General features: G+C 70.7%; 15 protein-coding genes. 5 read left to right on the top strand and 10 right to left on the bottom strand.

Annotated features, from left to right (window positions below):
* Positions 1 to 77: 77 nt before the first annotated feature.
* The 6 genes from ABN611_RS25575 to ABN611_RS25600 form a co-directional block, all read right to left on the bottom strand.
* Positions 78 to 1,817 carry a glycoside hydrolase family 76 protein gene (locus ABN611_RS25575; protein WP_350274764.1) on the bottom strand — a complete coding sequence of 580 codons (1,740 nt, stop codon included), beginning with the start codon at positions 1,815 to 1,817 and terminating at the stop codon, positions 78 to 80.
* Positions 1,818 to 1,881: 64 nt separating this feature from the next.
* Positions 1,882 to 4,590, bottom strand: coding sequence for an AbfB domain-containing protein (locus ABN611_RS25580; protein WP_350274765.1), 2,709 nt, complete (start codon positions 4,588 to 4,590; stop codon positions 1,882 to 1,884).
* 108 nt (positions 4,591 to 4,698) lie between these two features.
* Positions 4,699 to 7,818: a chromosome segregation ATPase gene (locus tag ABN611_RS25585; RefSeq protein WP_350274766.1), complete on the bottom strand. Its 3,120-nt coding sequence runs from the start codon at positions 7,816 to 7,818 to the stop codon at positions 4,699 to 4,701.
* Positions 7,815 to 8,510, bottom strand: a complete 696-nt coding sequence (locus ABN611_RS25590; RefSeq protein ID WP_350274767.1) for a hypothetical protein — start codon at positions 8,508 to 8,510, stop codon at positions 7,815 to 7,817. The genes ABN611_RS25585 and ABN611_RS25590 overlap by 4 nt, the downstream gene beginning before the upstream one ends.
* Positions 8,503 to 9,105, bottom strand: coding sequence for a hypothetical protein (locus ABN611_RS25595; RefSeq protein WP_350274768.1), 603 nt, complete (start codon positions 9,103 to 9,105; stop codon positions 8,503 to 8,505). The genes ABN611_RS25590 and ABN611_RS25595 overlap by 8 nt, the downstream gene beginning before the upstream one ends.
* Positions 9,102 to 10,292 (bottom strand): hypothetical protein, encoded by a 1,191-nt coding sequence (locus ABN611_RS25600; RefSeq protein WP_350274769.1) that lies wholly within the window; start codon positions 10,290 to 10,292, stop codon positions 9,102 to 9,104. The genes ABN611_RS25595 and ABN611_RS25600 overlap by 4 nt, the downstream gene beginning before the upstream one ends.
* Positions 10,293 to 10,578: 286 nt before the next feature.
* Here ABN611_RS25600 and ABN611_RS25605 point away from each other — a divergent pair, with 286 nt between their 5' ends.
* Together ABN611_RS25605 and ABN611_RS25610 are read left to right on the top strand one after the other, a co-directional pair.
* On the top strand, positions 10,579 to 11,373 hold the full coding sequence (locus ABN611_RS25605; RefSeq protein ID WP_350274770.1) for a TrmH family RNA methyltransferase: 795 nt from the start codon (positions 10,579 to 10,581) through the stop codon (positions 11,371 to 11,373).
* A 42-nt stretch (positions 11,374 to 11,415) separates the two neighbouring features.
* Entirely contained in the window at positions 11,416 to 12,396 is a 981-nt protein-coding gene (locus tag ABN611_RS25610) for a GDSL-type esterase/lipase family protein (RefSeq protein ID WP_350274771.1), read from the top strand.
* Between the two features lie 26 nt (positions 12,397 to 12,422).
* On the opposite strand, the gene ABN611_RS25615 is transcribed toward ABN611_RS25610, so the two are convergent.
* Positions 12,423 to 13,649 carry an SWIM zinc finger family protein gene (locus tag ABN611_RS25615; RefSeq protein ID WP_350274772.1) on the bottom strand — a complete coding sequence of 409 codons (1,227 nt, stop codon included), beginning with the start codon at positions 13,647 to 13,649 and terminating at the stop codon, positions 12,423 to 12,425.
* Positions 13,642 to 16,449, bottom strand: a complete 2,808-nt coding sequence (locus ABN611_RS25620; protein ID WP_350274773.1) for a DEAD/DEAH box helicase — start codon at positions 16,447 to 16,449, stop codon at positions 13,642 to 13,644. The genes ABN611_RS25615 and ABN611_RS25620 overlap by 8 nt, the downstream gene beginning before the upstream one ends.
* Before the next feature lie 113 nt (positions 16,450 to 16,562).
* Between ABN611_RS25620 and ABN611_RS25625 the strand changes: the two genes are divergently transcribed.
* Complete coding sequence (locus ABN611_RS25625) at positions 16,563 to 17,537, top strand: zinc-binding dehydrogenase (RefSeq protein ID WP_350274774.1); 975 nt, start codon at positions 16,563 to 16,565, stop codon at positions 17,535 to 17,537.
* On the opposite strand, the gene ABN611_RS25630 is transcribed toward ABN611_RS25625, so the two are convergent.
* A complete protein-coding gene (locus tag ABN611_RS25630) occupies positions 17,521 to 18,774 on the bottom strand; it encodes a GGDEF domain-containing protein (protein ID WP_350274775.1) in 1,254 nt (417 codons plus the stop codon). The two genes, ABN611_RS25625 and ABN611_RS25630, sit on opposite strands and share 17 nt — an antisense overlap.
* A gap of 228 nt (positions 18,775 to 19,002) precedes the next feature.
* Here ABN611_RS25630 and ABN611_RS25635 point away from each other — a divergent pair, with 228 nt between their 5' ends.
* The gene (locus ABN611_RS25635; protein WP_350274776.1) at positions 19,003 to 19,191 is read left to right on the top strand and encodes a DEAD/DEAH box helicase; all 189 of its coding nucleotides are present in this window, start codon (positions 19,003 to 19,005) and stop codon (positions 19,189 to 19,191) included.
* Positions 19,192 to 19,265: 74 nt separating this feature from the next.
* Here the strand turns inward: ABN611_RS25635 and ABN611_RS25640 are convergent, their stop codons facing one another.
* Positions 19,266 to 20,510, bottom strand: a complete 1,245-nt coding sequence (locus ABN611_RS25640; protein ID WP_350274777.1) for an MFS transporter — start codon at positions 20,508 to 20,510, stop codon at positions 19,266 to 19,268.
* A 388-nt stretch (positions 20,511 to 20,898) separates the two neighbouring features.
* Here ABN611_RS25640 and ABN611_RS25645 point away from each other — a divergent pair, with 388 nt between their 5' ends.
* Entirely contained in the window at positions 20,899 to 23,469 is a 2,571-nt protein-coding gene (locus tag ABN611_RS25645; protein WP_350274778.1) for an MXAN_6230/SCO0854 family RING domain-containing protein, read from the top strand.
* Positions 23,470 to 24,260 lie beyond the last annotated feature (791 nt).

Raw genomic sequence — 24,260 nt, forward strand, 5'->3', positions numbered from 1 at the left:
CTGCACCCTCGGGTCTCAGGTCTGCACCGGGGTCCGATTTTGGTAATAACGCATCGAAATCTGGACAAGTGTCAAGCTCAGCTCCTGGGAACCGCCGCGAGCAGGCCGCCGAGAGCGCTCGCCTGCGTACGCCAGTCACGCGCTCCGCCGCCGGTCCAGCGCAGCCCGAGCCGGTTCAGCGGGTCGCGGCCGTGCTGCCAGATGGAATCCGCCTGCCGCGTGGCATACGTCCGGTACGACGTATCGCCCGTCGTGTCGGCCAGCTCCATGAAGTACCGCATGAAGATGCCCTTGAACTGCTTCTGGTTGTCGTCGCAGGGATCACACGACTCGGTGAGAACGCCGCCCGGGCTCAACAAAGCTATCGCCGCGTCACCCAGCTGCCGAGCCCTCGACAGCAGCGCGGGATCACCGGTCGCCCGCCACAGCTCCAGCGCCCCGCCGATCGCCAGGCCCTGGTTGTACGTCCACACCGTCTGCCCGTTGTTGGCGCACGACCCGGTCAGACCGTCGTTGACCAGCTGCGACGAGTTGATCATCCCGCTGCCAACGAACCAGTTCCAGCCCGTCATTGCCCGCTGCAACCACACGGTGTCGCCGGCCAGCCGGTTGTGCAGCGCCGCCGTCAGCCGGATGTAGAGGCCGTTCGTCACCGCGTTCTTGTACGTGCGCTCGCGGTCCCACCACACCCCGCCGCCGCACGTGCTCGTGTCCCAGTACCCGTGCACGTAGTTCGCGATGGTCACCGCCATGTCCAGGTACCTGCGCTCACCGGTCAGGTCGTACGCCGCGACCCACGCGATGCCCCACCAGGCGGTGTCGTCGATCGCGCGGCTGATGAAGTTCCCCTCCAGCGCGTCACCGCTCTTCTCGCCCGCCGGGAACACGCCGCGGTTCTTCTCGAACACCTCGTTCACGATCCAGCGCAGGTCCGTACGGCGAGTCCGTTGCTGATAGTCCATCAACGTCGTCACGGCCACCGCGGAGTTCCACCAACTCGACAACCACCACGCGGTGTGCGGCTGGTACGAGTACATCAGCGCGTCCGCGGCCGCACCGACGCGATCGGTGGCCGGCCGCGCCCACGCCGTACAGCTGCCGTTCTGGCCTTCGACGGCTCGCCCGCACGAGCGCACCGCTCCGCCGTACAGCCGTAGCGACGGATCGGCCACCGCGTAGAGTCGGGTCGCGGCTGTCGCGGCGCCCGGGCCGACGCTGGTACGGCCGAGGGATGAGCCGCCCGGCCAGGACGCGCCCTCGTTCCAGGAGCGGTCGAGCCAGATCTCGTCGCCGGCGGTGCCGTTCTCGATGGTGCCCCAGGCCATGCCGCGGTTGTCGACATGGAGGGATATCCGCCGGTTCGACAGTGTCGTAGACGGCACCGGCTGGTTGTCGCCCGACGGTCCGGTGCTGCCGTCGCAGGCCGCGGCGCAGACGATCGGATCGAACCAGTCCGTGCATACGACGCCCGCCGCGTCGCCGCACGCGCGCAGCAGGCCGCGGCGATGACCTGCCGGGTCGGCGAGGTTGTACATGAGCGTGCGGGTGCCGGTCCAGCCTGCCGGGATCCACGCCTTGCCGAGCAAACCCTCCCAGGTCGCGCCGCCGTCCCAGCTGCGATCGAGCCAGACCGAGTCGTTGGTCGCCCCGTCGTCGATGCTGGCCCACGCCATCGCGTCCTTCCCGGACACATGCAGTACGACGCGACGCCCGTTGATCACCTTCTCGGGCACGGGAAACGTCTCCTCCAGCGCCTTCGAAGGATCGAGGGTGTCGCACGCGACCGAGCAGACCACCGCTGCCTCCTGCCGTGACACAGCGGGAGCATCTACCGGAGTCACGGGCGTCAACAGCAGGGCCGCCGCCAGGAGAGCACGCATGTCAGCCTCCGAGTCCGGGCTGATCCGCCCACGTCGTGTCGGCGTCGTACGACGCTCCGCCGTCCCAGGCGTTGGCTCCGCCGACGGTTGCGATGTAGACCAGCTCATTCGCGTGCCGGACGTAGTACGCCGGATAGTTGATCGACTGCAGCGAAACGTTGCCAGCTCCACCTGCCCGTGGTGGTTGTGCGCAGAACGTGGCGTCCTTGCGGAACGTGTCAGTGCCGTCGTTGGACGCCTTCTGCAGCCGGTAGTTGCTGTGCCGCAGGTACTGCCCTGGGAAGTTGACGGACTCGAGCGAGTAGCAGCTGCTCTCGGCCAGCCCGGGCCGGATCATGAAGCTGGCGTCCTGCCGATCCGTCAGCGACGAGTTGGCGTCGATTACGTCCGTGCGGGCCAGGCCGTCGCGATGCCGCAGTACCCGGTTCGTGTAGCCGGCGGTGGTGACGCGGAACGTCCGGACCTGCCCGACGGCGAGGTCCGCGCCGCTGCGCCACCAGGCCGGGACGAGGTTCCAGGTCGCGTCGTCGCGGTACGAGCCGCCGGTGTCGGTGTCCAGCCAGACCTCGGCGTTGCGATGCCGCAGGTAGTACCCGGGCCGTGCCGCCGACTCCAACGAAGTACCGCCGCCGCTCAGGCCTGGACGGCTGCAGAAGGTGGCGTCGGCCGCAACGGGATTGGCCTCTTTGTAGACACGGAGATCTCGCTGCCGGAGGTACTGGCCGGGGAAGTTGCGTGACTCGAAGGAGTAGCAGCTGCTGTCGGACAGCCCTGGCCGGACCCAGTACGTCGCATCCTGCTTGAGCGTCTGGCTGCTGCCGCCGTCGACCACCTCGGTGTTGACCACCCCGTTGACGTGCCGCAGGTACCTGTCCGTGTAGCCCGGCGTCGTCACGCGGAACGACACCAGCTTGCCGGTCGGCAGCGCCGTGCCGTTGGCGGCCGCTAGCACCTGCTGATGTGCGGCCCGCACCCGCGCGAAGTCCATCTTCCGCACCTGGCGGTCGTAGGTGAAGAAGCCGTTGATCTCGTCCTCGACATCGGTCGGCTCGGTGTAGACCGAGCCGGACAGCCCGGTACCGTTGATCAGCTCGGGCAGTTGGCTGGTGATCTGCACGTAGCGCGTCGTCAACGCGTCGCTCGTCGGCAGCATCTCGTAGGCGAAGCTGTTGCCGCTCGGCCACTCGTGACCGGGCACGTGCAGGCCGAGGCCGCCGTACTCACCGAGCTGCAGCACGCGGGTCGCCGACGGCGCCCGCGTCACTCCGGGGCCGACGTACAGGTGGTCGTCGATGACGTCGCCGTTGCCGGGATCCGGATCGGAGTCGCAGCAGTTCGACCCGGAGTTGTGGTTGACCAGGCGGCTCGGGTCGAGGCTCTTGACCAGGTCCGCGATCCGCCCGGCCTGGAACTCGCCCCAGCCCTCGTTGAACGGGATCCACTGCACGATCGACGTGATCTGCTTGTGGTTCTCGACCATCCGGCGCAGTTCGGTCTCGTACCGCGCCTCGCCGGCGGCGGAGGCATTGCGGCCGGCAACCAACGACGGCATGTCCTGCCACACCATCAGCCCAAGCCGGTCCGCCCAGTAGAACCAGCGCGCCGGCTCCACCTTGATGTGCTTGCGGACCATGTTGAACCCGAGCGCCTTCTGCTGCTCGAGGTCGAACCGCAGGGCCTCGTCCGTCGGCGCGGTGTAGAGACCGTCGGGCCAGTACCCCTGATCCAGCGTGCCGAGCGCGTAGACGAACTTGCCGTTCAGCGTCGGCCGCAGGAAGCCGCCGAGCATCGCCTTGCCCACGGAGCGCATCCCGAAGTACCCGCCGACCGTGTCGCTGCCCATTGTCACGCGCAGGTCGTACAGGAACGGATCGTCGGGCGACCACAGCCGCGCATTCGGTACGGCGATCCGGAACGGCGTCCCGCTGACGCCCGACGCCTCGCCGACGATCTGGCCGCCGGACAGCACCTGGGCGCGGACCGGCTGCCCGGCCGCGGACGCGCGCACCGTGAGATCGAGTCCGCCGGCCGCGACGTTGGGGATCGTGTCCAGCCGGGTGATCCAGGCCGGCGCGGTCGGCTCCAGCCAGACGGTCTGCCAGATGCCGGACGACGGGGAGTACCAGATGCCGCCGCGGTTGAGTCGCTGCTTGCCGAGCGGGATGTCCTCGGTGTCGACCGGCGCCCAGACCCCGACGACGATGTCGTTGCTGCCGGCCCGCAGCGCCGCCGTGACGTCGTACGAGAAGGCGTCGTACCCGCCCTCGTGGGTGCCGAGCAGGACGCCGTTGACCCAGACCTTCGACTGCCACATCACCGCGCCGAAGTTCAGTTGCACGCGGCGGCCGGACCAGGCGGCGGGGACGGTGAAGGTCCGCTTGTAGTACATCCGGTTCTCGTGGCGCTGGATGCCGGAGAGCGCGGACTCGATCGGGTACGGGACGAGGACTTCTTCGGGCAAGGTTCCGGTCGGCGGGGTGTCGAGGTTGTTCGCCGGCGCGAACTGCCAGACCCCGTTGAGGCTCTGCCATTCGGTCCGGGTCAGCTGCGGCCGCGGGTACTCCGGGAGCGGATTGCTGACCGACACCTGGTTCGTCCACGGCGTGGTCAACGGTGGCGGCTTCGGTGTGAACGCCGTCGCCGTGAGTGGTGTCAGCAGGAGGGCGAGGACGGTGGTCAGCAGCAGCACACAGCGGAGTCGCGTCAGCATGTGGTTCTCCCTGGGGCGGTAGGAAGAGAGCGCTCTCACTCGTGAGTATGCGGTCCGTCGCGTCGAGGTCAAGACCTCGTGTGATTGTTTCTGTCGGAAATTGTCGGACTACGTGAGGGTCGGCGACGCCAGCTCGAGCGTAGGCGTCGACCCGCGGTACGACGTCATCCACTCGCGGAGCAGCTCCACGCGGGCCGCGTTGTCCTCGTTGCCCTTCACCACGGGCGCCTGGTTGTACGGCATGGTGTCCGAGCTGCGCCGGAGCTTGACGTACAGCCGGGACGAGGCGAGCGCGTACCGCTCCATGTCGTCCTGGAGCGCGCCGATCACCGTGATGTTCCGGTCGCGGCCGATCTGCTCGAACAGCGCCACAGCCTCGCGCCGGTGCTGGGAACCGAGGTTCCGCCCGAGCTCGTCGAGGATCAGGAGCAGCGGACGGTCCGAGCCGCCGGCCAGGGCCGCCGCGCACACCAGCTTCACCGCCTTCTCGTCCATCTGGGCGGTGTTGCCCTTCACGTTGAACGCGGAGAACGGACCGCCCTCGGAGCGGCGCCACTTCGGCGTGACCGTCCAGCGCCACGGCTTGTCGGGCTCGGCCGGCGGATCGGGCTCCGGGAACTCGAGCTTCGCGCCGTACCCGCCGTACTGCTGGTCGAGCCTGTCGAACTCCTGCGACACCAGCCGCAGCCGCGCTTTGATGCCGTCGGCAAGCGACGCGCGGTGCGCGCGGGCGGTGCTCTCCGCCTCGGCGAGGCCTTCGCGGGCACGCTCGAGCGCGGCGTTCCGCTCGGCGCGCTGGCTGGCGATCTGCTGTTGCTGCAGGCTGTCGAACGTCTCGTGCTGGGCCAAGTGGCTGCTCAGCGTCCGGTGCAGCGCCGGGACCAGACCGACGCGGTCGCCGAGCGTGCCGTTCGTCCAGCCGTCCGGGCCGTTGAGGATCTCCCACAGCTCGGTCGGGATCTCCTCGCGGGAGCGGGCGTTCGGGAAGCAGCGGCGGATGACGTCGTCGAGCTGCGTGCAGGCCTGGTGGTTCCAGTCGGCGATCGTACGGCGTTGCGCGTCGTCGGGCAGCTCGACGAGGAACGCCTCCGCGTCCTCCGGCGTGCCGCCCCACGCGGCCGCCCGACCCGCGAGGTCGAGCGTGGTCTGCTCCTCGCACAGCGCCAGCTTGCGACCGGTCAGGTCGTCGAGGACGCGGTCGTGGTCGCGACGGGTCGCTTCCAGGTTCTTCAGGCGTTCGTCGCGGACGAGTTGCTGCCCGGCGGCGGCCTCCGCGGACTCCTTCGCGGCCTGCAGTTGCGGGGCGAGCGAGTCGCGATCGGTCTCGTGCCGGTCGACGGTCTCCCGGAGCGCGAGGATCTGCTCCTGCACCGACTCCGCGTCGGCGAGCGCGCGGGCGGCCGCCGTACGACGCTCTGCCTGTTCGACCCGCGAGCGCGCCTGCTCGAGCGCGGCGGCCGCCTCGGCGCGTGCCTCGACCGCGGCCTCCAGCCGGCGCCGGGCGGCCTCGATCCGCGCGGTCCGGCCGGTGATCGGCTCGTCGAACTGCCCGACCGCGACGACACCGGCGGCGTCGTCGATGCTGTCCTTGGTCGCCCGCTCGCCGATCGCCGCGAAGAACCCGTCGAGTACGAAGCGCTTGTCCGCCGACTGCGGGCCCCGCTTCTTTGACGCCTTCGCACCGGGGCGGTTCGCCAGCACCAGCAGGAATCCGGCGTACCCGGCGTCGGCGAGCGCGGTCGACGCGAGCTGCGCGTCACCGGCATCGATGACGACGGCCTCCCGGTACGGCGCCAGGCGCGGCTCCCACTCAGCGCGCTCGGACTCGGCCAGCTCGGTGATGTCGGTGAGCGCGCCGCACTCGATCCCGGCGTTCTCCAGGACCTGCTGCTGCGGCGCCGAGACCGTCTGGCCGCTCTCGGCCTCGCGCAGCTCGGCGGTCGCGTGGTCGACCGCGGAACGGGCGGCGTGATCGCGGCCGATGTGCTCCTCGAGTACGGCGCGCGCCTCGGCCTGCTCCTCGGCCGCCGCGGCCAGATCGCGACCGTCGGCGGAGCGGCCTGCGTCGAGCAGCCTGCGATGCTCCTGGCCGAGCCGCTCCAACTGCTCCCGGACCGAGCGCTGCGCGAGATCGAGCTCGCGGTCGCGCGCGTCCAGCTTGTCCCGCTCCTGGCGGGTCAGCTGGACGTCCCGCAGCAGGTTCTCCTCGTTGCCGAAGGCATCGATCTCGGCCTCGATCGCTTCCTTGCGGGCCTCCTGCTCGGCGACCCGTTCGGCGAGGCCGGCCAGCTCCTGGACGATCTCGGCGTTCCGCGCGGAGCCGTCGAGCAGGTGCCGCGCGTTCCGCGCCTGCCACGACTCCTTGGCGGCGGCGAGCGCCTCACGCGCGGCGGCGCGCTGCAGGATGCCGGCCTCGACCGTCGCCATCTCCTGTTCCCAGCGCTGCAGGTCGGCGGACGCCTGCTTGGTCGCCTCGCGCTGGGTGTGCTCTGCGCTGCGGTGCGCCTGCTCCTGTTCGAGTTCGTGGTCGAGGCCGGTGAGCGTGGCGATCGCGTTGAAGATCCGGGCCGGGCCGAGCTCGTTGAGCGGTTCGGCGAGCAGGTTCGCGGTCGGGCTGGAGCGCACGGACGTCGACAGGAACGAGACGCAGCGGACCTGTCCGCCGTACAGCACCTGGGACAGCTTGTTGGCGTGGAAGTCGGTACGGCCGTTCGAGTGCGGGAGGGCGGCCCACAGCGCGTCGGCGCCGGCCGCGCGCTCGGCCTCGGTCGCGCCGTACGGGATGTGCAAGCCCTGTTTCCAGCGCAGATCGAGGTACGACGCCTTGCGGTTGATGCGGATCCAGACGGTGATCGCGGCGGCCTCGATCTCGTCGAGGTCGGTCAGGTCGGGGTCGGAGAAGACGCCGACGATGTAGCCGCGGTCGACGTTCGACCAGTTGCCTTCCTGGCCGGCCGCCTCGGCGGTGAACAGCAGCTCGGCCGCGCCGGGCGCGCCGCTGGTCAGCCGCCACTGGTCGTCGGCGTGCAGCAGGCTGAGCGCGGCGATCCAGGACGACTTGCCGGCGCCGTTCGAGTCGGTGGGGCCCTGGCCGGCGACCGTGATCAGGCCGCGGCCGATCATCGGGATCGGGTGCGTCGACAGGCGCGACAGGTCGACGACCTGCACACCGAGCAACACCTTGGACCCGAGGATGTCGAACGGCCCGTCCTCAGAAGGTGCGCTCATGCTTCATCTCCCGTGGTAGCGCTGGCTGGCGTGGTGGTGCTGGCTGGCGTGGTGCTGGCTGGGGCCCCGTTTCGGGCGCGGATGGCTTCGGCGATCGGGCTGGCCGGGGCGGCGGCGAGGATCAACTGGTCCTGCAGACGGCGGCGCGCGGCTGGTGTCAGTCGTTGCAGCTGCGGGCCGGGGATGTACGACGGTCCGCCCGAATGGTCGCCGGACAGCTGGATCAGTCCGGCGGCGCGCAGGCGCTGCAGGGCGAGGCGGCGCTCCTCGCCGCTGATCCGGGTGGTGCGCAGCTCGTCGACCGTGGTCGGTCGCGCGGACTTCCAGGAGTCGCCGGTGAGGATGCCTTCGCTGCGCGGGATGGCGACCGAATGGATCAGTACGAGCACCAGCACCGCGCGGTCGACGGCGGACAGCGGCTGCCATCCCTGGGCGGCGAGGCTCGCGGCGATGTCGTCGTCGTACCCGGCGGTCCAGTGGGTGCCGTCGACGTGCACGAGCGTACGGCCGATGAGCTTGAGCATCCGCTGCACCTGACGGCGCAGGGTCACGTCGCGAAGGCCGGCCAGTTGTACTTCGGCGACCGGGTGCGCGGCGTACTGCACCGCACTGAACGCAGCAAGCACCTCATCCCGCGACCGATCACTGAGATCCTGCAACAACGGATCGAACAACGCATGCTGCTCACTCATCCGACACCTCCAGCTGCTCGTCGTCGACCGGCGCCGGTTGCGTCGAGAGGACGGCTGGTGGTGGGTCGGGGAGGTGGCGGCAGAGGTCGCGGAGGGTGGAGAGGTCGGCGGGGGACCAGGTGATGACGCGGGGGCCTAGGCGGACCTCGCCGGCCTTCTCGTCCCAGCGGAGCCAGTGGGTGGCGTGCAGGCGGCGGAGGCTGCCGATGATCAGGGTGAGGTCGCTCGACTGCTCGGGCCGGCCGCGCATCCCGGCGTACACGGACCTGACTTGTGCGAGCGTCCCGGTCGCCCCGGGCCAGGCGGGTCCGCTGCGGTCCGTCCAGCAGCAGGCTACACAGATCGCGAGCACACGCGCCGTCTCGTTCGGCTGCTCGACAGCGACCGGGGGAGCGCCGAGCTCGTCGAGCACCCCGTGCCCGGCACCGGATGGCAGCGTCGGCACCAGCCACACCGCCGAGCCGTCCGGCGACGCGGCGCGGGTGAGCCCGGCGACCGCAGGCGTCTCCGGATCCACCTCGAGCGGACCGGCAGACTGCACCTTCGCCCACCAGAGCGCGTTGTACAACCGCCGCTCAACAGCCTCGGTGCTCATCGGGTCACCCGGCGGAATACGCCCTCGGTCGCCCACGGCGTGCCGGAGGTTGGGGCGATTCGCATTCCGTCGGACCACACCAGTTCGTAGTCCAGTTCGTCGTGCAGGTGGGCCGCTGTCAGCTCGGCGAGGACGCGGCGGGCCGTGAGCCAGTCGCCTGCCTCGTCGACGACCTCGACGATGTCGACCGACGAGCGTCCGGCCAGGACCCGCTCCGCCTCCGCGCGCAGGTCCTCGCGGTCCGTCGCCGCGGCCGACTCGGGCGCGTCCACGTCCGCGGTCGGACGCGGCGGCGCCATCCGGGCGGTCCCGCTGCGGCGGCCCGTTTCCACCGCCTCGACCAGCGTCTGCGCGGAGAAGTCCGGCGCGGCGGCGTCGAACAGCAGCCCGTCGAGTACGGCGGCCAGCGTCTCCGGCTCGCTGCTCCGCGCAAAGGTCAGCCACGTCTCGATCGGGAGCAACCCCAGCGCTCGCGTCGTCCCCGCGCGCTCGACCAGCCGTCCGGCGGCGAGCTGGACCGCGTCGGCGTACGCCGCCAGCGCCATCCGGAGCGACGTACAGTCGCGATGCAGCGTCGGCCAGCGGCCGAGGACCAGCCGATGCACCACCTCGGCCTGCTCGATCAGCCGCTCGTTGCCCCACGCGAGCTGGGCGTTCTCCCGCAGCTGCGCCGTCGTGCTGGTCGAGACCAGGATCGCCAGCTCGTTGCCGAGCAGCCGGAAGACCTTGGTCAGTCGCTCGATCGACGCCCGGCCGTCGTCGGCGGTCGCCTGCGGGTCGCTGACACTGTGCGCCTCGAGGGTGAGCAGCTGGTGCAGCTCCGCCTGGCCGCCCTGCACCGACATCCGGCGCAGGAACATCAGCATCACGTACGGCGCGAACGCGGCGCGGTGGCGCAACTCGTTCGGCCGGTCGACGAGTTTGGTGATCGCGCCGTACTGCCGGAGGACGTCGAAGCGGCGGACGATCACGTCGTGCGGGTACGCCCGGCAGGCGAGGGTGGCCTGCTCGACGGTCAGGCCGTCGCTGCCCGCCTCGGCGAACGCGTCCAGGATCGCCTGGTCGACGTCCAGCAGGTCGGGGTCGACGATCATCGCGCCGGCCTCGCGGGCGAGCACGGCGAACACCTGACGGTAGACGCGCAGCACCGCCGCCTCGGCCTCGGCGTCGAGCAACGTCGCGTCCATCCGCACTCCCTCCCGGGTGATAGCAAAGCCAAGAGAAAAGGACTCTAACCACCCGCACCGACAGACCAAAACTCGCCCGCCACCGGCCTGTGGAAAACCGGATGACGGCGGATCCCCCGCTGCCTACCATCCGAGATGTGATGAGAATCCTTGGCTGACGCGGTCGGGAAGGCCGCGTCAGTACCACGGCACCCGCGGAGTCCGAGAGCTCCGCGGCTGTCGCCCCGCCGGAGCGGACCGTTGGTCCCCGGCGCGCTTGCTGATTCTCTCCGTTCGGAGCCCGCACATGACTGTGCACCCCTTTGCCCGCCCGATCGGCGCGCAACACCCCCGTGTCCGTGACCTGCTGGCGCTGCGCAAGGACGGTTCGCCCGGCCGGATCATGGTCGAAGGCACCTGGGAACACGACCGCCTGCTCACCACGACCGCCACGATCGAGACCTTCTTCTGGTGCCCGGAGGCGGGCACGACCGATGTACGGCGGATCGCCGAGCGCGCCGGGGAGGTGTACCGGATCTCGGAGAAGCTGCTCGGCCGACTGTCCCGCAAGACCCGCTCCGACGGCCTGATCTCGATCGCCCGGGTCCCGGAATGGCGGCCGCAGGCGCTGCGCTTCACCAGCCAGTCCCTGGTACTCGTCGCCGACGGCGTCGAGTACGCCGGCAACCTCGGGACCCTGATCCGTACGGCGGACGCGGTCAAGGCCGACTGCCTGGTACTGACCAGCCGGCGCGCCCGCCCGACGCATCCGGCTGTGTACTCCGCCAGCCGCGGCACCGTGCTCTCGACGCCGATCGTGGAGTTCGACGACGTGCCGGCCGCCGCGGCGTGGTTGCGGAGCCACCGGTTCCGCGTCCACCTCGCCGACCCGGCGGCGACCGGTACTTATCGCGTACCGCGGTACGACGGTCCGACCGCGTTCGTGGTCGGGTCGGAGGGCGAGGGGCTGTCGCGGGCGTGGCACGACGAGGGGTTCGACGCGGTGTCGATCCCGATGCTCGGCCAGGCGGACTCGCTGAACGTGGCGCTGTCCGCCGGGATCCTGCTGTTCGAGGCACGGGCTCGGAAGGAAGGCTGGTGACCCGGCAGAATGAGACCCGCACCCCGAGCAGAAGGAGCAGCCGTGCCGTTCGAGCCAGGCGAGGTCGTCGCCCCGTCGGATCCGCGCATCGTCCTGGAAGGACAGTGGGGACAGCAGCCCGGCGTGGCGATCACCGTCAACTCGGGTTCGCGGTTCTCGTTCTCGTACGCCGGTGAGCGGGTGCAGCTGCTCTTCGACACCGACGGGCTCACGGTCCCGCCGCACCTGTGGATCACGGTCGACGACGGCGAGCCGGCCCTGCACCTGATCGAGGGGCCGGTCATCGAGCTCGAGGCGCCCGACGGCCGGCACCAGGTCGAGGTCGTGGTCAAGGACGTCAACGAGCACGTCAACCGGTGGAACCCGCCGTTCGAATGCGCGGTCGTGTTCGCCGGGCTGGTGCTCGACCTGAAGACGCGGCTGCGGCTGAGCGGGCGTCCGGGTGGTCCGCGGCTGGAGTTCTACGGCGATTCGATCACCCAGGGCGTGCTCGCGTTGAGCGACCACCCGGAGTCGGAAGGCGCGGACGGTACGGCGTCGTACGCGTATCTCACCGCGCGCGCGTTCGGCGCGACGTCGTACCAGGTCGGGTTCGGGAGCCAGGGGATCAGCAAGCCGGGGAACGGGGAGGTGCCGGCGGGCGTGGACTCGTTCGGCTGGAACTTCGCGGGCTCGCCGGCCGAGCGGGTCGAGCCGTCCGACGTCGTGGTGATCAACCTCGGCGTGAACGACCCGACCCTGGAGATCGAGGAGTACGCCGGGTACGTGCGCCGCGTCCGTACGGCGTACCCGTCGACGCGGATCGTGGCGCTGACCCCGTTCAACGGGAAGCACGCGGACACCATCCAGGCCGCGGTGAAAACACTCGACGACGCCAACCTCGTCTGCATCGACTCCACCGGCTGGATCACCGAGGACGACTGCACCGACCTCGTCCACCCGACAGTCGCCGGCCACGCCAAGATCGCCGACCACCTGATCACAGCCCTCGAAACCCACACCTCACTACGCCGCCGCGCCTAGGCGTCCGGGCATCAGCTGACCTCTTGTCAGAGGAGGTCCTGGGGGTCGGGGGAGGGCGGGCGGGTGAGGGTCCAGTCGTTGAAGTGGTTGTCGAAGCGGTACCAGAGGTTGTCCTTGCCCAGGCGGAGTTGGAGTTTGGCGGTGGTGACGCGGTTGGCTTCGAGGGTGGCGTGGGGGAGGGCTGTGGCGGCGTCGGTCAGTTGGTCGGGATCTACCTCGTGCGGGTCGTCGATGGTGACGGCTAGGCCGCCTGCGCCGGCGTGGCGCCAGGCGGTGGCCCAGGTGGTGAGTTGGCGGGCGGGGATGCCGGCGCGGTGCGCGAGGTCGGCGAGGTCCGGCGTACCGAGGAGGTCGGCGGCCCGGCGGGCCAGGTCCTGTTCGAAGGTGAGGGACAGATAGGGGTCGCCCGAGGCGAGGGACCAGGCGCGGCGGGCCGCGTCGGTGGCCAGCGCGACCAGGTCGCGGACCTCGATGCCGGACGCGCGCGGTGGGTCGAGGACCTTGACCGCCGCCGGTACGCCGGGTGCGTTGAGCGGCCGGGGTGGCGTGGGGACAGCCGGGACCACTGTGCGTGCGAACGCGGCGATCGCGGGGATGCCCGGCGGCGGGGGAGTGCGCGGCGGGGCGATAGCCGTGCGGTTGCCGCCACGGCGCGAACGGAGCGCAGCGAGTAGTTCGTCCTTGCGGCGCCCGCGGAGGAGCAGCAGCGCGAACGGGTCGTCGTCCAGCGCATCCGCCACCAGATAGCAAACAGCCGCGGAATGCTTGCACGGTACGGCGAAATCCGGGCAGCTGCAGTTCGTCAGCACCTCGCCCGCGCCGGGCAGCAGGTCCAGCCCGGCCGCCCGTACGTCGTCCACGACCTCCGGCGGCAGCTCCCCGTCGAGCAGCGCCGCGACCCGCCCGATCTGCGCTGAGACAACGTCGAGTACCGAGGACCATTCCTGCGAGGAGAACGCGCGGATCCGGACGGTCACCTGGTACGGCGTGACGCGGCTGCCCTGCACCACCGCCTCGACCGCGCCCGGGCTGACGGTCAGCTCGAGCACGCTGCCGCGGCGCGCGTACGAACGCCCGCGCGACAACCGCCCCGGATCGAGCCGGGCACGCTGCTCCAGCGCCTCCAGCCACGCCCTGCCCCACCACGTCGCGCCGAACGACCGCCGGCTGCCCGGTCCCTTCGCAGCAGGCAGCCCCGCGTCCTCACCCTTCCGCCGCCAGACCTGCCACGGCACGCGATCGTCGTCAGCCATCGGATTTCCCAACAGCAGAAGGGTTGTACGCACTCGCCGACCCGGATCGCACGGGCCCGGTCGACAGCTCGACGAGTTCGGTCAGCTCCGCGTCGGACAGCTCGCTCAGCCACGCCTCGCCCGACCCGACGACGGCGTCCGCGAGATCGCGCTTGGCGTTGATCACCGTCGCGATCCGGTCCTCCAGCGTGTTCTCCGTGACGAGCCTATGCACCTGCACCGGCCGATCCTGGCCGATCCGGTACGCGCGGTCCGTGGCCTGGTCCTCGACCGCCGGGTTCCACCAGCGGTCGTAGTGCACCACGTGGGTGGCCCGGGTCAGCGTCAGCCCGACACCGCCCGCCTTCAACGACAGCAGGAAGACCTGCGCCGCACCCGACTGGAACTCCTCGACCAACTGCTCCCGTTTCCGCACGCCGATGCCGCCGTGCAGGAACAGCGTCCGGACCTGCCGCGCCGCCAGATGCGCCTCGATCAGCCGGCACATCTCGACGTACTGACTGAAGATCAGCACCGACTCGCCCTCGGCCAGGATCACGTCGAGCAACTCGTCGAGCGCCGCGAGCTTCCCGGAGCGCCGCTCCAGCGGACCGGGCTCGTGGAGGAACTGCGCCGGATGGTTGCACACCTGCTTCAGCTGCGTGAGCAGGCTGAGCACCAGGCCGCGGCGCGCGATCCCCTCCGCGGACTCGATCTTCGCGAGCGTCTCTTTCGCGACCGCCTGGTAGAGCGTGGCCTGCTCGGTGGTCAGCGGTACGACGACATCGCGCTCGGACTTGCGCGGCAACTCCGGGGCGATCCCGGGGTCGCTCTTGCGCCGGCGCAGCAGGAACGGCCGGGTGACGCGCGCGAGCCGCGCGGTCGCCTCCTCGTCGTGGAACCGCTCCACCGGTACGGCGACGTCGTGCCGGAACCGGTCCAGCGTCCCGAGCAGCCCGGGCGCCGACCAGTCGAGGATCGACCACAGCTCGGACAGCCGGTTCTCCACCGGGGTGCCGGTCAGCGCGATCCTGGTTGCCGACGGCAACGTCCTGAGCGCGCGGGCGGTGCGGGACAACGGGTTCTTCGCGTGCTGCGCCTCGTCCGCGACGGCCAGGCCCCACGCGATCTCGCCGAGCAGCCGGTGGTCCTGGCGTACGACGCCGTACGTCGTGAGCACGACCTCGTCGGGCGCGAGGTCGCCGAGCGTCCGGCCGGGGCCGTGGTAGCGGCGGATCGGTACGTCGGGGGCGAACCGCTCGAACTCGCGCTCCCAGGTGCCGAGGAGGGTCGACGGGCAGACCACGACCGTCGGGCCGCGGTTGCTGAGCTCGAGGTGCAGCGCGATCACCTGGATGGTCTTGCCGAGCCCCATGTCGTCGGCGAGGCAGCCGCCGAGGCCGAGGCGCGCGAGCTGCGCCATCCACGCGACGCCGCGGCGCTGGTAGTCGCGGAGCGTCGCCCGGAGGCCGACGGGATCGCTGAACGGCGCCGGTTCCTCAAAGGATCGCAGCCGGGCCAGCATCTGCGCCAATGAGCCGTCGGCCTCGAACGGGACCAGTTCGCCGTCGACATCGATCGTGCCGGTGAGCGCGGCGCCGAGCGCTTCGGCGCCGGTGAGCGTGCGGGCCGAGCCGTTGCGGAGTCGCCGTACGACGTCCCGGTCGACGCGGATCCAGCGACCGCGCATCCGGATCATCGGGCGCTTGGCCTCCGCGAGCGCGGCGATCTCGGCCTCGGTCAGGTCCTGCCCGTCGAGCGACGGCTGCCAGCGGAACTGCACCAGCTCGTGCAGGCTGAAGTCTGGCCCGGTGACGGCGCCCGGTGTCGGAGTGGCGACGGTCGCGCGGAGGGCGAGCTCACCGGCGAAGAGCTCGGCCGGCCAGAGCACCTCGATCCCCGCCCCTTCCAGCGCGTCACTCCCCTCGGCGAGCTCCTCGAGCGCCGCGTCGTCGATCGGTACCTCTTCCGGCGCCGCATCCCGAAGCGCCGCACCGAGCGGCGGCCAGACGCGCGCGCCGCGCCGCAGCCCCAGCAGCAGGTCGGTCTCCGCGCGCTCACCCAGCGCGGTCAGCACGGCAGCAGGCGCGTTCCACATGTCCGCGACATCCACCAGCAAGCTCGGATCCACCCCGCTCCGCAGCTGAAGCACTGCCCGAAAACCTTCTGGATCGGGGGAGTCGGCGGGTGGTTCGATGCGGAGGACCAGACGGGTGCCGGCCTGTTCCGCGAGAGCTGTTTCGTCCAGCCAAGTTGTCGGGCCGGTGAGCTGGGTGGGTTCGGCTGCGGCGAAGGGGGCGGCGGTGGGGCGAGCTGCGACTGCTGCGGCTGGGCTGCGGACAATGGTGTCGGCGAGTGCGTCCCAGAACGCCCTGACCAGCTGCTCCGGATCGACCAGTCGCAGCGGACGACTACCTGCGATCGGGATCGCGTGACCGTACGGCGGGAGCGCGGCGCCGAGGTTCCGCAGCCAGGCGTGGTCGAGTGGATCGAGCGGCGCGACCCGCCAAGCGCCGTACCCCTCCGGGCTCTGGTCCGGCACGAGCCGACCGCGTCCGATCAGCACCAGCCCGGCGAGCCCGGCGGCGCGCCACGCGGCCCAGCTCCCGGCTTCGGGCTCGTCAGCGCCGTTCGTGCTCGTGAGGCGGTCGAGGACCTCCGGCATGGTCAGCAGCCGGGCCGGAACGGTCGTACGGCGCACCGTGGCGCCGCGGGGGAGGACCAGCTCGACGCTGCCGTCCGGCTCCTCGGTCAGGTCGCCGTACAGCGCCAGCCGGCCCGCGCGCGGCGGGTCGGCAGGAACGAACACGGCGTCGAACATGCCCCGCACAGTACGCCGCGCCACCGACAGTCAGGCGTCGGCGTGCTTGACCTGAACCAAAGTTGAGGATGCAGGCTCGGAGCATCCGTTGGAGGCACTGAGAGAGAGCGACTATGCGTGCAGCAGTAGTAACCGCGTTCGGCGAGCCGGACGTCATCCAGACCCGCGACGTCCCGGATCCTGAACCCGCCGCCGGCGAGGTGCTGGTCGAGGTCGACACGGCGGACATCATCTTCGTCGAGACCGCGATCCGGCGCGGCAACCACGGGAAGTTCTTCGACGTCGAGCCGCCGTACGTGCCGGGCAGCAACCTCGGCGGACGGGTTCGCGCGGTCGGACCCGGCGTACCGAGTTCCTGGATCGGCAAGACGGTCGTCGGCCGCGGCGTGAACTTCGGCGCCCACGCCGAACTGGCCAGGACCACCACCGACGCCGTGGAGGTACCGGCCGGGCTCGACCTGCAGACCGCCGTCGCGGTGTACGGCGACGGTTTCACCGCGCTGATGCTCGAGGAGCTCGCGCCCTCGATGACCGGTCAGGACGTCCTGGTCACCGCCTCGGCCGGCGGCATGGGCCTGCTCCTGATCCAGCTCGCGCACCGCGCCGGTGCGCGCGTGATCGCGGCGGCGCGCGGTGCGGAGAAGCTAGCGCTGAGCCGCGCCCAGGGCGCCGACGTACTGATCGACTACAGCAAGCCGTCCTGGGAGAAGTCGGTGCTCGAGGCAACGAACGGTGAGGGCGCGGACATCGTGTTCGAGGGCGCCGGCGGCGAGCTCGGCGCGGCCGCGTTCACCGCCACGAAGGACGGTGGCTGGTTCTCCGCCCATGGCGCCCCGAGCGGCGGCTTCGCGGGGATCGACCCGGCCGAGGCCGCCCGCCGCGGCATCACCGTGAAGGGCATCATGGACCTCCGCGCCGACTCGACGACGACGGCTGTCACGGGAGCCGACGTGATCGCCCGCGCTGTCGCCGGCGATCTCGTCCCGGTCGTCGACAAGGTGTACGACCTCGACCACGTGGCCGACGCGCACCGGGCCCTGGAGGGCCGCACCCTGCGAGGGAAGGCGCAGATCAGCGTCCGTCGTTGACCGAGGTGTCGTGCTCGGCTTCGTCCGGGTGATGGTCGATGATGGCCGGCGGGTTCGGGCGGGCGACCACGATCTGGTTCCGCCCGGACCGCTTGGCCGTCAGCAGTGCGTCGTCCGCGGCCAGTACGAGCTGGTCCATGGTGCTCGCGACGTCCGGGTAGACCGCCGCACCGAACGAAGCCGGCACGCCGTCGAGTTTCGCCGTACCGCCGTCGGCCGTGGGGACCGAGACGGTGAGGTCCACGAGCCGCGCCCGGATCCGCTCCGCGATCTCCAGGATCTCGCTCTCGAACGCACCCGGCAGCAGCACGGCCAGCTCGTCGCCACCGACGCGGGCGACCAGGTCGCCGTTCCGGACCTCTGCGCGGATCGACTCGCCGACCGCACGGAGCGCCTCGTCACCAGCGGGGTGTCCGTACGTGTCGTTGATCTCCTTGAACCTGTCCAGGTCCAGCATCAGCAGGCCGACCGTACTGCGCAGTGTGTCGGCGCGGGCCAGCTCCGCCGGGACTGCGCTCGCCCAGTACGACGACGTGGCCAGGCCGGTCTTGTCATCGACACCTGCGGCCCGCTGGTACTGCGGAAGCAGCAGGTCCCGGTGCAGCGCGAGCACCGTCACCATGAGCACCGGAACGACCCACGGGTACGACATCTGCACGGCGGCGATCGCCACACCCAGCCCAAGGCCCGCGCAGACAACCAGCTGGTCCGACAGCTCACCGAGCGCCTCACGCGCGGTGGCTTCCGGACTGGACAGCATGATCGCCCCGATCACCAGGGCGTAGTTCACCAGCCACCAGGTAGCACCTGCGGCCAGGACGACCAGCAACGTCCAGAAGCTCGTCGGCACGCGCGGAGCGTCCAGCAGACCACCGGCACGCAGTACTGCGGCCGCTGCAGCACTGGCCAGGATGTAGGTCGACGTAGAGAACACCTTGCGGTGCGCAACAGTCCGGCCGTACACGCGGAACCAGGAGTAGGTGTAGGCGAGGACGACCAGCGGGATCACCAGCGACAGCGGCAGCAGGAGCAGGGCCGCGAAGATCCACAGGCACTTCAGGTTCGTGTGCGGAGAGGTGTTGGCGGCCATCTCCCGGCGGCGCTCGATCCCGCGGGCGCACTCCAGGTGCAGCGTCGAGGCCACGGCCAGCACGACGAACGCCACCCACTCCTCGTGCCGGACGCCGGAATTCGGGCCGGTCGCCGTACTGCGGACCGCGAGTGTGGTAATCGTCACCGCAATGAAATCCACCGCGAGCACATAAGCCAATGCGGTCCTCGGCAACGACCAGAGCTTCCATTGCCGGGGTGGCACCCAGTTGCTCCGACCGATCAGAATCATCATGAGCCTCACACGCGGTCGACCTGAGCGGTTTATACGTACATCGTAACGGTCCGTTCACGGCAGGTCACGCCGGCGTCCGGGGCATTCCACCAGTTGGGCACTCCAAGAAGGGTCGAAATCATGCAGAAGTCAGCGCGCGTCAGCGGCACCGGCAACGACTGGTTCACCGGCGGCAACGACTGGTTCCATGGGGGGAACGACTGGTTCACCGGCGGTAACGACTGGTTCGCCGGGGGCGGTAACGACTGGCTCCGCGGCGGGAACGACTGGTTCGCGCCGACCGCCGCCAAAGACGGCAACGATTGGTGACGAAAGGTAGATCTTTACCTTTCTCTTACATTCCGGAGCAGTACTTCGCAGGCTAAACCCGACGGTCCGGATATTTACCCTACCGTGATTTCCGCAGAATCGTCGCCGTTTCGGCGGGCGCGCGCCCAGGCCGCGCCCGCCGCAGCCGCCAGCAATGTCCCGGCGGCACCCATCACAGCAACTGCGCCCGGTGCGCCGAATGGCCCGGCGAGGACGCCGGCCAGCAGAATTCCGAGGCCCTGACTGCCCTTCAGCGCGGTCCCCGCGACCCCGAAGGCCTGCCCGCGCTGGTGGTCGGGCACCGCCTGGACGAACGCCGCGCTGGTCGGCAGGTGGTACGCCGACGCGGCGCCGGAGATCGCCCACAGACAGAAGGTCACGACAGGTCCCGGCTGGAACGCACAGAACACCAGTGGAAGACAGGCGGCCACGGCCAGCGGGCCGAGCAGCTTCAGCCGCCGCTCAGGGGTCCACAGCGTGATCAGCCACATGCCCACCACGCAGCCGGCCGGGCTGGCGGCCAGCAAGAGCCCTGCGGTCGTGGCGCCTTCGCCGATGTCGTGGGCGTACGGAACCGCGAGAGCTTCCACCGTCACGTAGAAGCCGGCAATCGTCGCCAGCAGCACCAGCGTCCGGAGTTTCGGCGTACGGGCGACCAGCGAGAGGCCTGCGGTCAGGTTGCTCAGGTAGCTCTCCGATGGCGCATCAGTGCCACTTGTCGGCGCCGGGCGGTGGTGGACGCCGACTGCGATCAGAAGGGCCGACAGAACGAAGGTCCCGGCGTCGAGCAGCAGGCCTCCGGACGTGCCGACCGCGACCACGACAGCGCCGCCGAGCCCGAAGCCGAGCACCTGGCTGAACTGCACAACCATGTCGTTCGCAGCCTTGCCGAGCACGTAGTGATCGCCCGGGAGTACAGCAGGCAGCGTCGCACCGCGGGCCGCGTTGAACGGCGAGCCGAAGGCCTGCAGCGCGACCAGCAACAGAATCACCACCAGCAGCGGCAGTGCCTGGATCGCCATACAGGCAACGAGAATCGCCCTCACGAGGTCGGTGACGATCATCACCCGGCGGCGCGGGTACCGGTCGGCGAACCCGGCCAGCAACGGCCCGAACACCAGGTCCGGGACGTAGGTCAGCGCGTAGGTGAGCGCCGTCAGCCCGGCGGACGCGGTCCGGTCGAACACCAGCACCGACAGGGCGACGCGTGCGAGCTGGTCGCCGGCGACGGACAGGATCCCGGCGACGAACAACGCCCGGAACTCCGAGTGCCCGAAAACGTCCCGCCACCGCGCCCGCTCCACCACCCCGACCGACATACCTACGACGTTAACCACTATCCGTGGTCCGACACCTCCCGAGCGTGTTCGAGGCCGTGTCCTTCGCCACCTTTCGCGACTCATCAGTGCCAGATCGGGGGCCCCGGTGGCGCGCTCTTTGGAGGAAGGTTCTACTCTGGAGATCTCCGGTGGCGGGGTCTGGGCGGGGCGGCCCCGACCCTGCCACCGGAGCTCTTCTTTGTCCGGCCTCCTCTGCGCCTTCGTGTCGTGGCTCGGCCGGAAACTGTCGGTGCGACCCGATAGCGTTCTCGGTGCCAGGGGCGGCTCCTGGACGTGCTTCCTTCTCCTTCACCAGGCCAAGTAGCGCGTCCGCTCTCCGCCCCTGGCGCCTGCTTCTGCCAAGTACGCCGCGCAGTGGGGAGACGCGATGCCGGACCGACCAGTGGATCCGCGGGCCGCCGTCCTGCTGCGCCGCCGCCGGCTCGTCGACGCCACCGCCCTCACGCCGCCGGTCCGGCGGTCGGCCTGGCAGTGGCTGCGCCGCCCGCTGACCATCCAGGCGGGCCTGTCCGCGCTGCAGGCCGACCTGATCCAGCGCGGCCTGCTGCTCTCGGTCGGCCTCTATCGGTACTGCGCTTCGCTGTCGGCGCCCGCGCTGGCCGGGTTCGGCAGCGCCTTGCTCGACCTGCTCGACGCCGAATCCGGGTTCGACACCGAGCACACGCCGTTGTTCCGCGGTTTCCCGGAGAGCGTGCCGGGCAACACCGAGACCTTCTACGTGAACCGTGTCTTCGCGCGGCTGCTGCAGGAGCCGGACCAGCCTTGTGTGCTCTGCGGTGACACGACCGCCGTGCATGCGGTGTCGCCGTGCGCGCATCTGGTGTGCCGTACCTGCTGGGACGGCTCCGACTTCAGCGCGTGCCCGCTGTGCTTGCGGCGGATCGACCCGAAGGACCCGTTCCTCAAGCCGTCCGCCGTCGAGGAGCAGCCTGCGCACGTTCGCTCGGACCGGTTGCGGCTGCTCGCGCTCGCCACGGCTGATTCGGTTCGCCAGACCGTGGAGGCGCTGCTGGCGCGGCGCGCGCCGCTGTCGGCCTCGGATCGCGCGGACCTGCGACTGCTGCTCGACGACGCCGTACCGGCTTGGCTTCCCGAGGACGTCCCGGTGCGGGAGACGCGGGCGCTGGTGCTCGCGCATTTCCTGGCCGACCAGCCTGAGCTGATCGATCGCGCGGACACCGCGACCGACGTACTGCGGCTGGTGTACGCGCTGATGGACGCCGATCCGGGGCTGCGGACCGCGCCGGCCCGGCGGAAGTCGTTGCCGCGGGCAACGCGGCGGCTCGTGCTGCGGCGGCTCGACCGGCTGCCGGTCGAGACGCTGGTCGAGGACATGCTCCGCCACGAGCGGGCTTGGAAGCGGATCGGGGAGAACCTGCATCCGTTCGAGTTCGCGACCCGGTTCCCGGTCGCCGCGCTGGCGTTCGCGATCCTGCGGCGGACCGATCTCGACCTCGGGACCCCGGCGGGCAGGGCGGTGGCGGGCGAGGCGTCGCGGCATCCGCTGGTGCGGGTGGAGGCCGGGCGACTGGTGATGAACACGTACAGCTCGCGGGTCGAGCGCGCCTTCGCCGACGGCCGCCCGGAGCAGGCGCTGGATCTGCTGAGTCAGCGTCCGGGCGAGTTGGTACGTCGTCTCGTGCAGCTGGCGCGGGCGCTGCCGCCGGAGCAGCATCCGATGCTCGTGGACGCGCTGGTGACCGCGGTGTCGGACGTGGCGCCGACCGTGATCACCGCTGCGCTCGGGCAGGTCCGCACGCCGCCCGGGGATCTGCGGCTGTTCTTCCCACGCGGCGGGACGGCGCGGATCTGGACGCGCGTGGACGAGCGGGAGCCGCTGCCTGCGGCGCTGGCCGCCGAGTTGGCCGGCGTACTCGTCGGGGAAATGTTGCGGCGGGCAACGGAGCTGCCGCGGTGGCGGCGGGTGTTCCTGGACGAGGAGCTGTCGCGGCTGGCCGCGCCCGGTTCGGAGCGGAACGCGTCGTCGAGCTTGCTGCGGATGACGCGGGGGAGTGCGGTGCCGATCCCGCAGGACGAGTTGCTGCGGTTGCTCCTGCACTGGGTGGAGCCGCGCGGGCGGCGGATCGACCTGGATCTGTCGGTGGCGGTGTTTGACGAGGAGTGGGCGTTCGTCGGGCTGTGTGACTACACGCGGCTGCGGTTCGACCAGGATGCGCTGGTGCATTCGGGGGACCTGACGTCCGCGCCGGGGCCGGACGGGTCGACGGAGTTCGTGGACCTGGATCTCCGGGCGGTGCGGCGGGTGGGCGGGCGGTATGTGCTGCCGGTGGTGTTCAGCTACAACGACGTACCGTTCGACGAGTTGGAGCGCGGGTTCGTGGGGGTGTTGCGGCAGCCGTCCGGGTTGTTCGATCCGGCGGCGGTCGAGGAGCGGTTCGACCTCGCGGGGCCGGCGAAGATCCTGCTGCCGTTCGGCGTCGACCTGCACACCAAGGAGCTGCGCTGGTACGACGTGAACCTCGGTGCGGCCGGGTACGGTCACAACGTCGCGAAGTACGGCGGTCATCTCGGGCTGATGGCGGCGACGCTGGAGGAGGTCCACGGGTCGGGAGACCGGGTCAGCCTGTGGGAGATCTGCTGCTGGCACGCGGCCGCGCGATCCGAGGAGATCGCCGTGCGCTGCGCAGACGGGTCGGTGGTCGGCTACCGGCGGGGCGCGGGTGAGGACCTGGCGGACTTCGCGCGCCGCGTCACCACCCGGCTGGAACCGGACCGCACCTGGGACGCGGACGCGGCCACCAGCTCGGACTTCCTCGCGGTCGTCGCAGCCGACATCACACCCCGCCGAGGCGCAGAGGCCTACGCACTACACCCCCGCCTCCTCGACCCCACAACCCACACCCTGATCGACGCACCCCACTTGCTGGCAGCCCTCGCCCCCGACACCCGAGCCCGAGCAAGCCTGCAAGCCGGCTAGCCCCGCGCCGGAGGACCTGGCGCTGGTGAACGACGTACAAACGACGTACACCTGAGCGATCTTGCCCGGCTGCCCGCATCCCGCAGCACAACAAGCCCACGAACACCGCCACACCTTCGCGCGCCGCCACCCCTCCGCCTCGCCCGCTCACCACCTGAATGGCCCCACCGCCTCGCTCGCGCGACGCCCGACCGCTCTCCGCCGTCCCCGCCTGGCCGGCCGCCCCGAGACGGCGGTCCACCTGCCGAGCTGCCCGAGCGTCGAGTCGTGGACTCTGGCGGTGTACGGCGAGCCTTTCTCCACGACTCGGTGCATGGGGCGGGAGCCTTTCTGCACGACTCGACGGTCGGCGTGGCCCCTCGGGCGTGCGTCTGGGTCTGTCCGGTGGTGAGCCGGTCGGACCGCGGGTGTCGACCTGCTGAGCTGGTCCGGAGCGTCGAGTCGTGGATTCTGGCGGTGTACGGCGAGCCTTTCTCCACGACTCGGTGGATGGGGCGGGAGCCTTTCTGCACGACTCGACGGTCGGCGTGGCCCTCCGGGCGTGCGTCTGTACGGAGGTGAGCCGGTCGGAGCGCGGGTCGTGGGCAGTCTGGTGGGCAGTCGGACGTTGCCGCGGTGAGGCGGAGGAAGCCATCGGGGCCACGGGACGGGGGGGCTGCAGCCCGGCAGACGGATGCGGCGAGGGTGGCGGGTTGCGGGCTGGTGGGCGGCGGCGAGGTGGTGGGGGCGCTGGCGAGGTGGCAGGGGGCGGGGTGGTTGGGCGGCGGCGAGGTGGTTGCGGGTGCGCCGGT

The organism is Kribbella sp. HUAS MG21 (assembly GCF_040254265.1).
Taxonomy (GTDB): Bacteria; Actinomycetota; Actinomycetes; order Propionibacteriales; family Kribbellaceae; genus Kribbella.

What these genes read in the sequence shown, in the direction of transcription:
- ABN611_RS25580 (WP_350274765.1), bottom strand. Translation starts at nt 4,590, where the DNA reads ATGCTGACGCGACTCCGCTGTGTGCTGCTGCTGACCACCGTCCTCGCC.
- ABN611_RS25585 (WP_350274766.1), bottom strand. Translation starts at nt 7,818, where the DNA reads ATGAGCGCACCTTCTGAGGACGGGCCGTTCGACATCCTCGGGTCCAAG.
- ABN611_RS25590 (WP_350274767.1), bottom strand. Translation starts at nt 8,510, where the DNA reads ATGAGTGAGCAGCATGCGTTGTTCGATCCGTTGTTGCAGGATCTCAGT.
- ABN611_RS25595 (WP_350274768.1), bottom strand. Translation starts at nt 9,105, where the DNA reads ATGAGCACCGAGGCTGTTGAGCGGCGGTTGTACAACGCGCTCTGGTGG.
- ABN611_RS25600 (WP_350274769.1), bottom strand. Translation starts at nt 10,292, where the DNA reads ATGGACGCGACGTTGCTCGACGCCGAGGCCGAGGCGGCGGTGCTGCGC.
- ABN611_RS25605 (WP_350274770.1), top strand. Translation starts at nt 10,579, where the DNA reads ATGACTGTGCACCCCTTTGCCCGCCCGATCGGCGCGCAACACCCCCGT.
- ABN611_RS25615 (WP_350274772.1), bottom strand. Translation starts at nt 13,649, where the DNA reads ATGGCTGACGACGATCGCGTGCCGTGGCAGGTCTGGCGGCGGAAGGGT.
- ABN611_RS25620 (WP_350274773.1), bottom strand. Translation starts at nt 16,449, where the DNA reads ATGTTCGACGCCGTGTTCGTTCCTGCCGACCCGCCGCGCGCGGGCCGG.
- ABN611_RS25625 (WP_350274774.1), top strand. Translation starts at nt 16,563, where the DNA reads ATGCGTGCAGCAGTAGTAACCGCGTTCGGCGAGCCGGACGTCATCCAG.
- ABN611_RS25635 (WP_350274776.1), top strand. Translation starts at nt 19,003, where the DNA reads ATGCAGAAGTCAGCGCGCGTCAGCGGCACCGGCAACGACTGGTTCACC.
- ABN611_RS25640 (WP_350274777.1), bottom strand. Translation starts at nt 20,510, where the DNA reads ATGTCGGTCGGGGTGGTGGAGCGGGCGCGGTGGCGGGACGTTTTCGGG.
- ABN611_RS25645 (WP_350274778.1), top strand. Translation starts at nt 20,899, where the DNA reads ATGCCGGACCGACCAGTGGATCCGCGGGCCGCCGTCCTGCTGCGCCGC.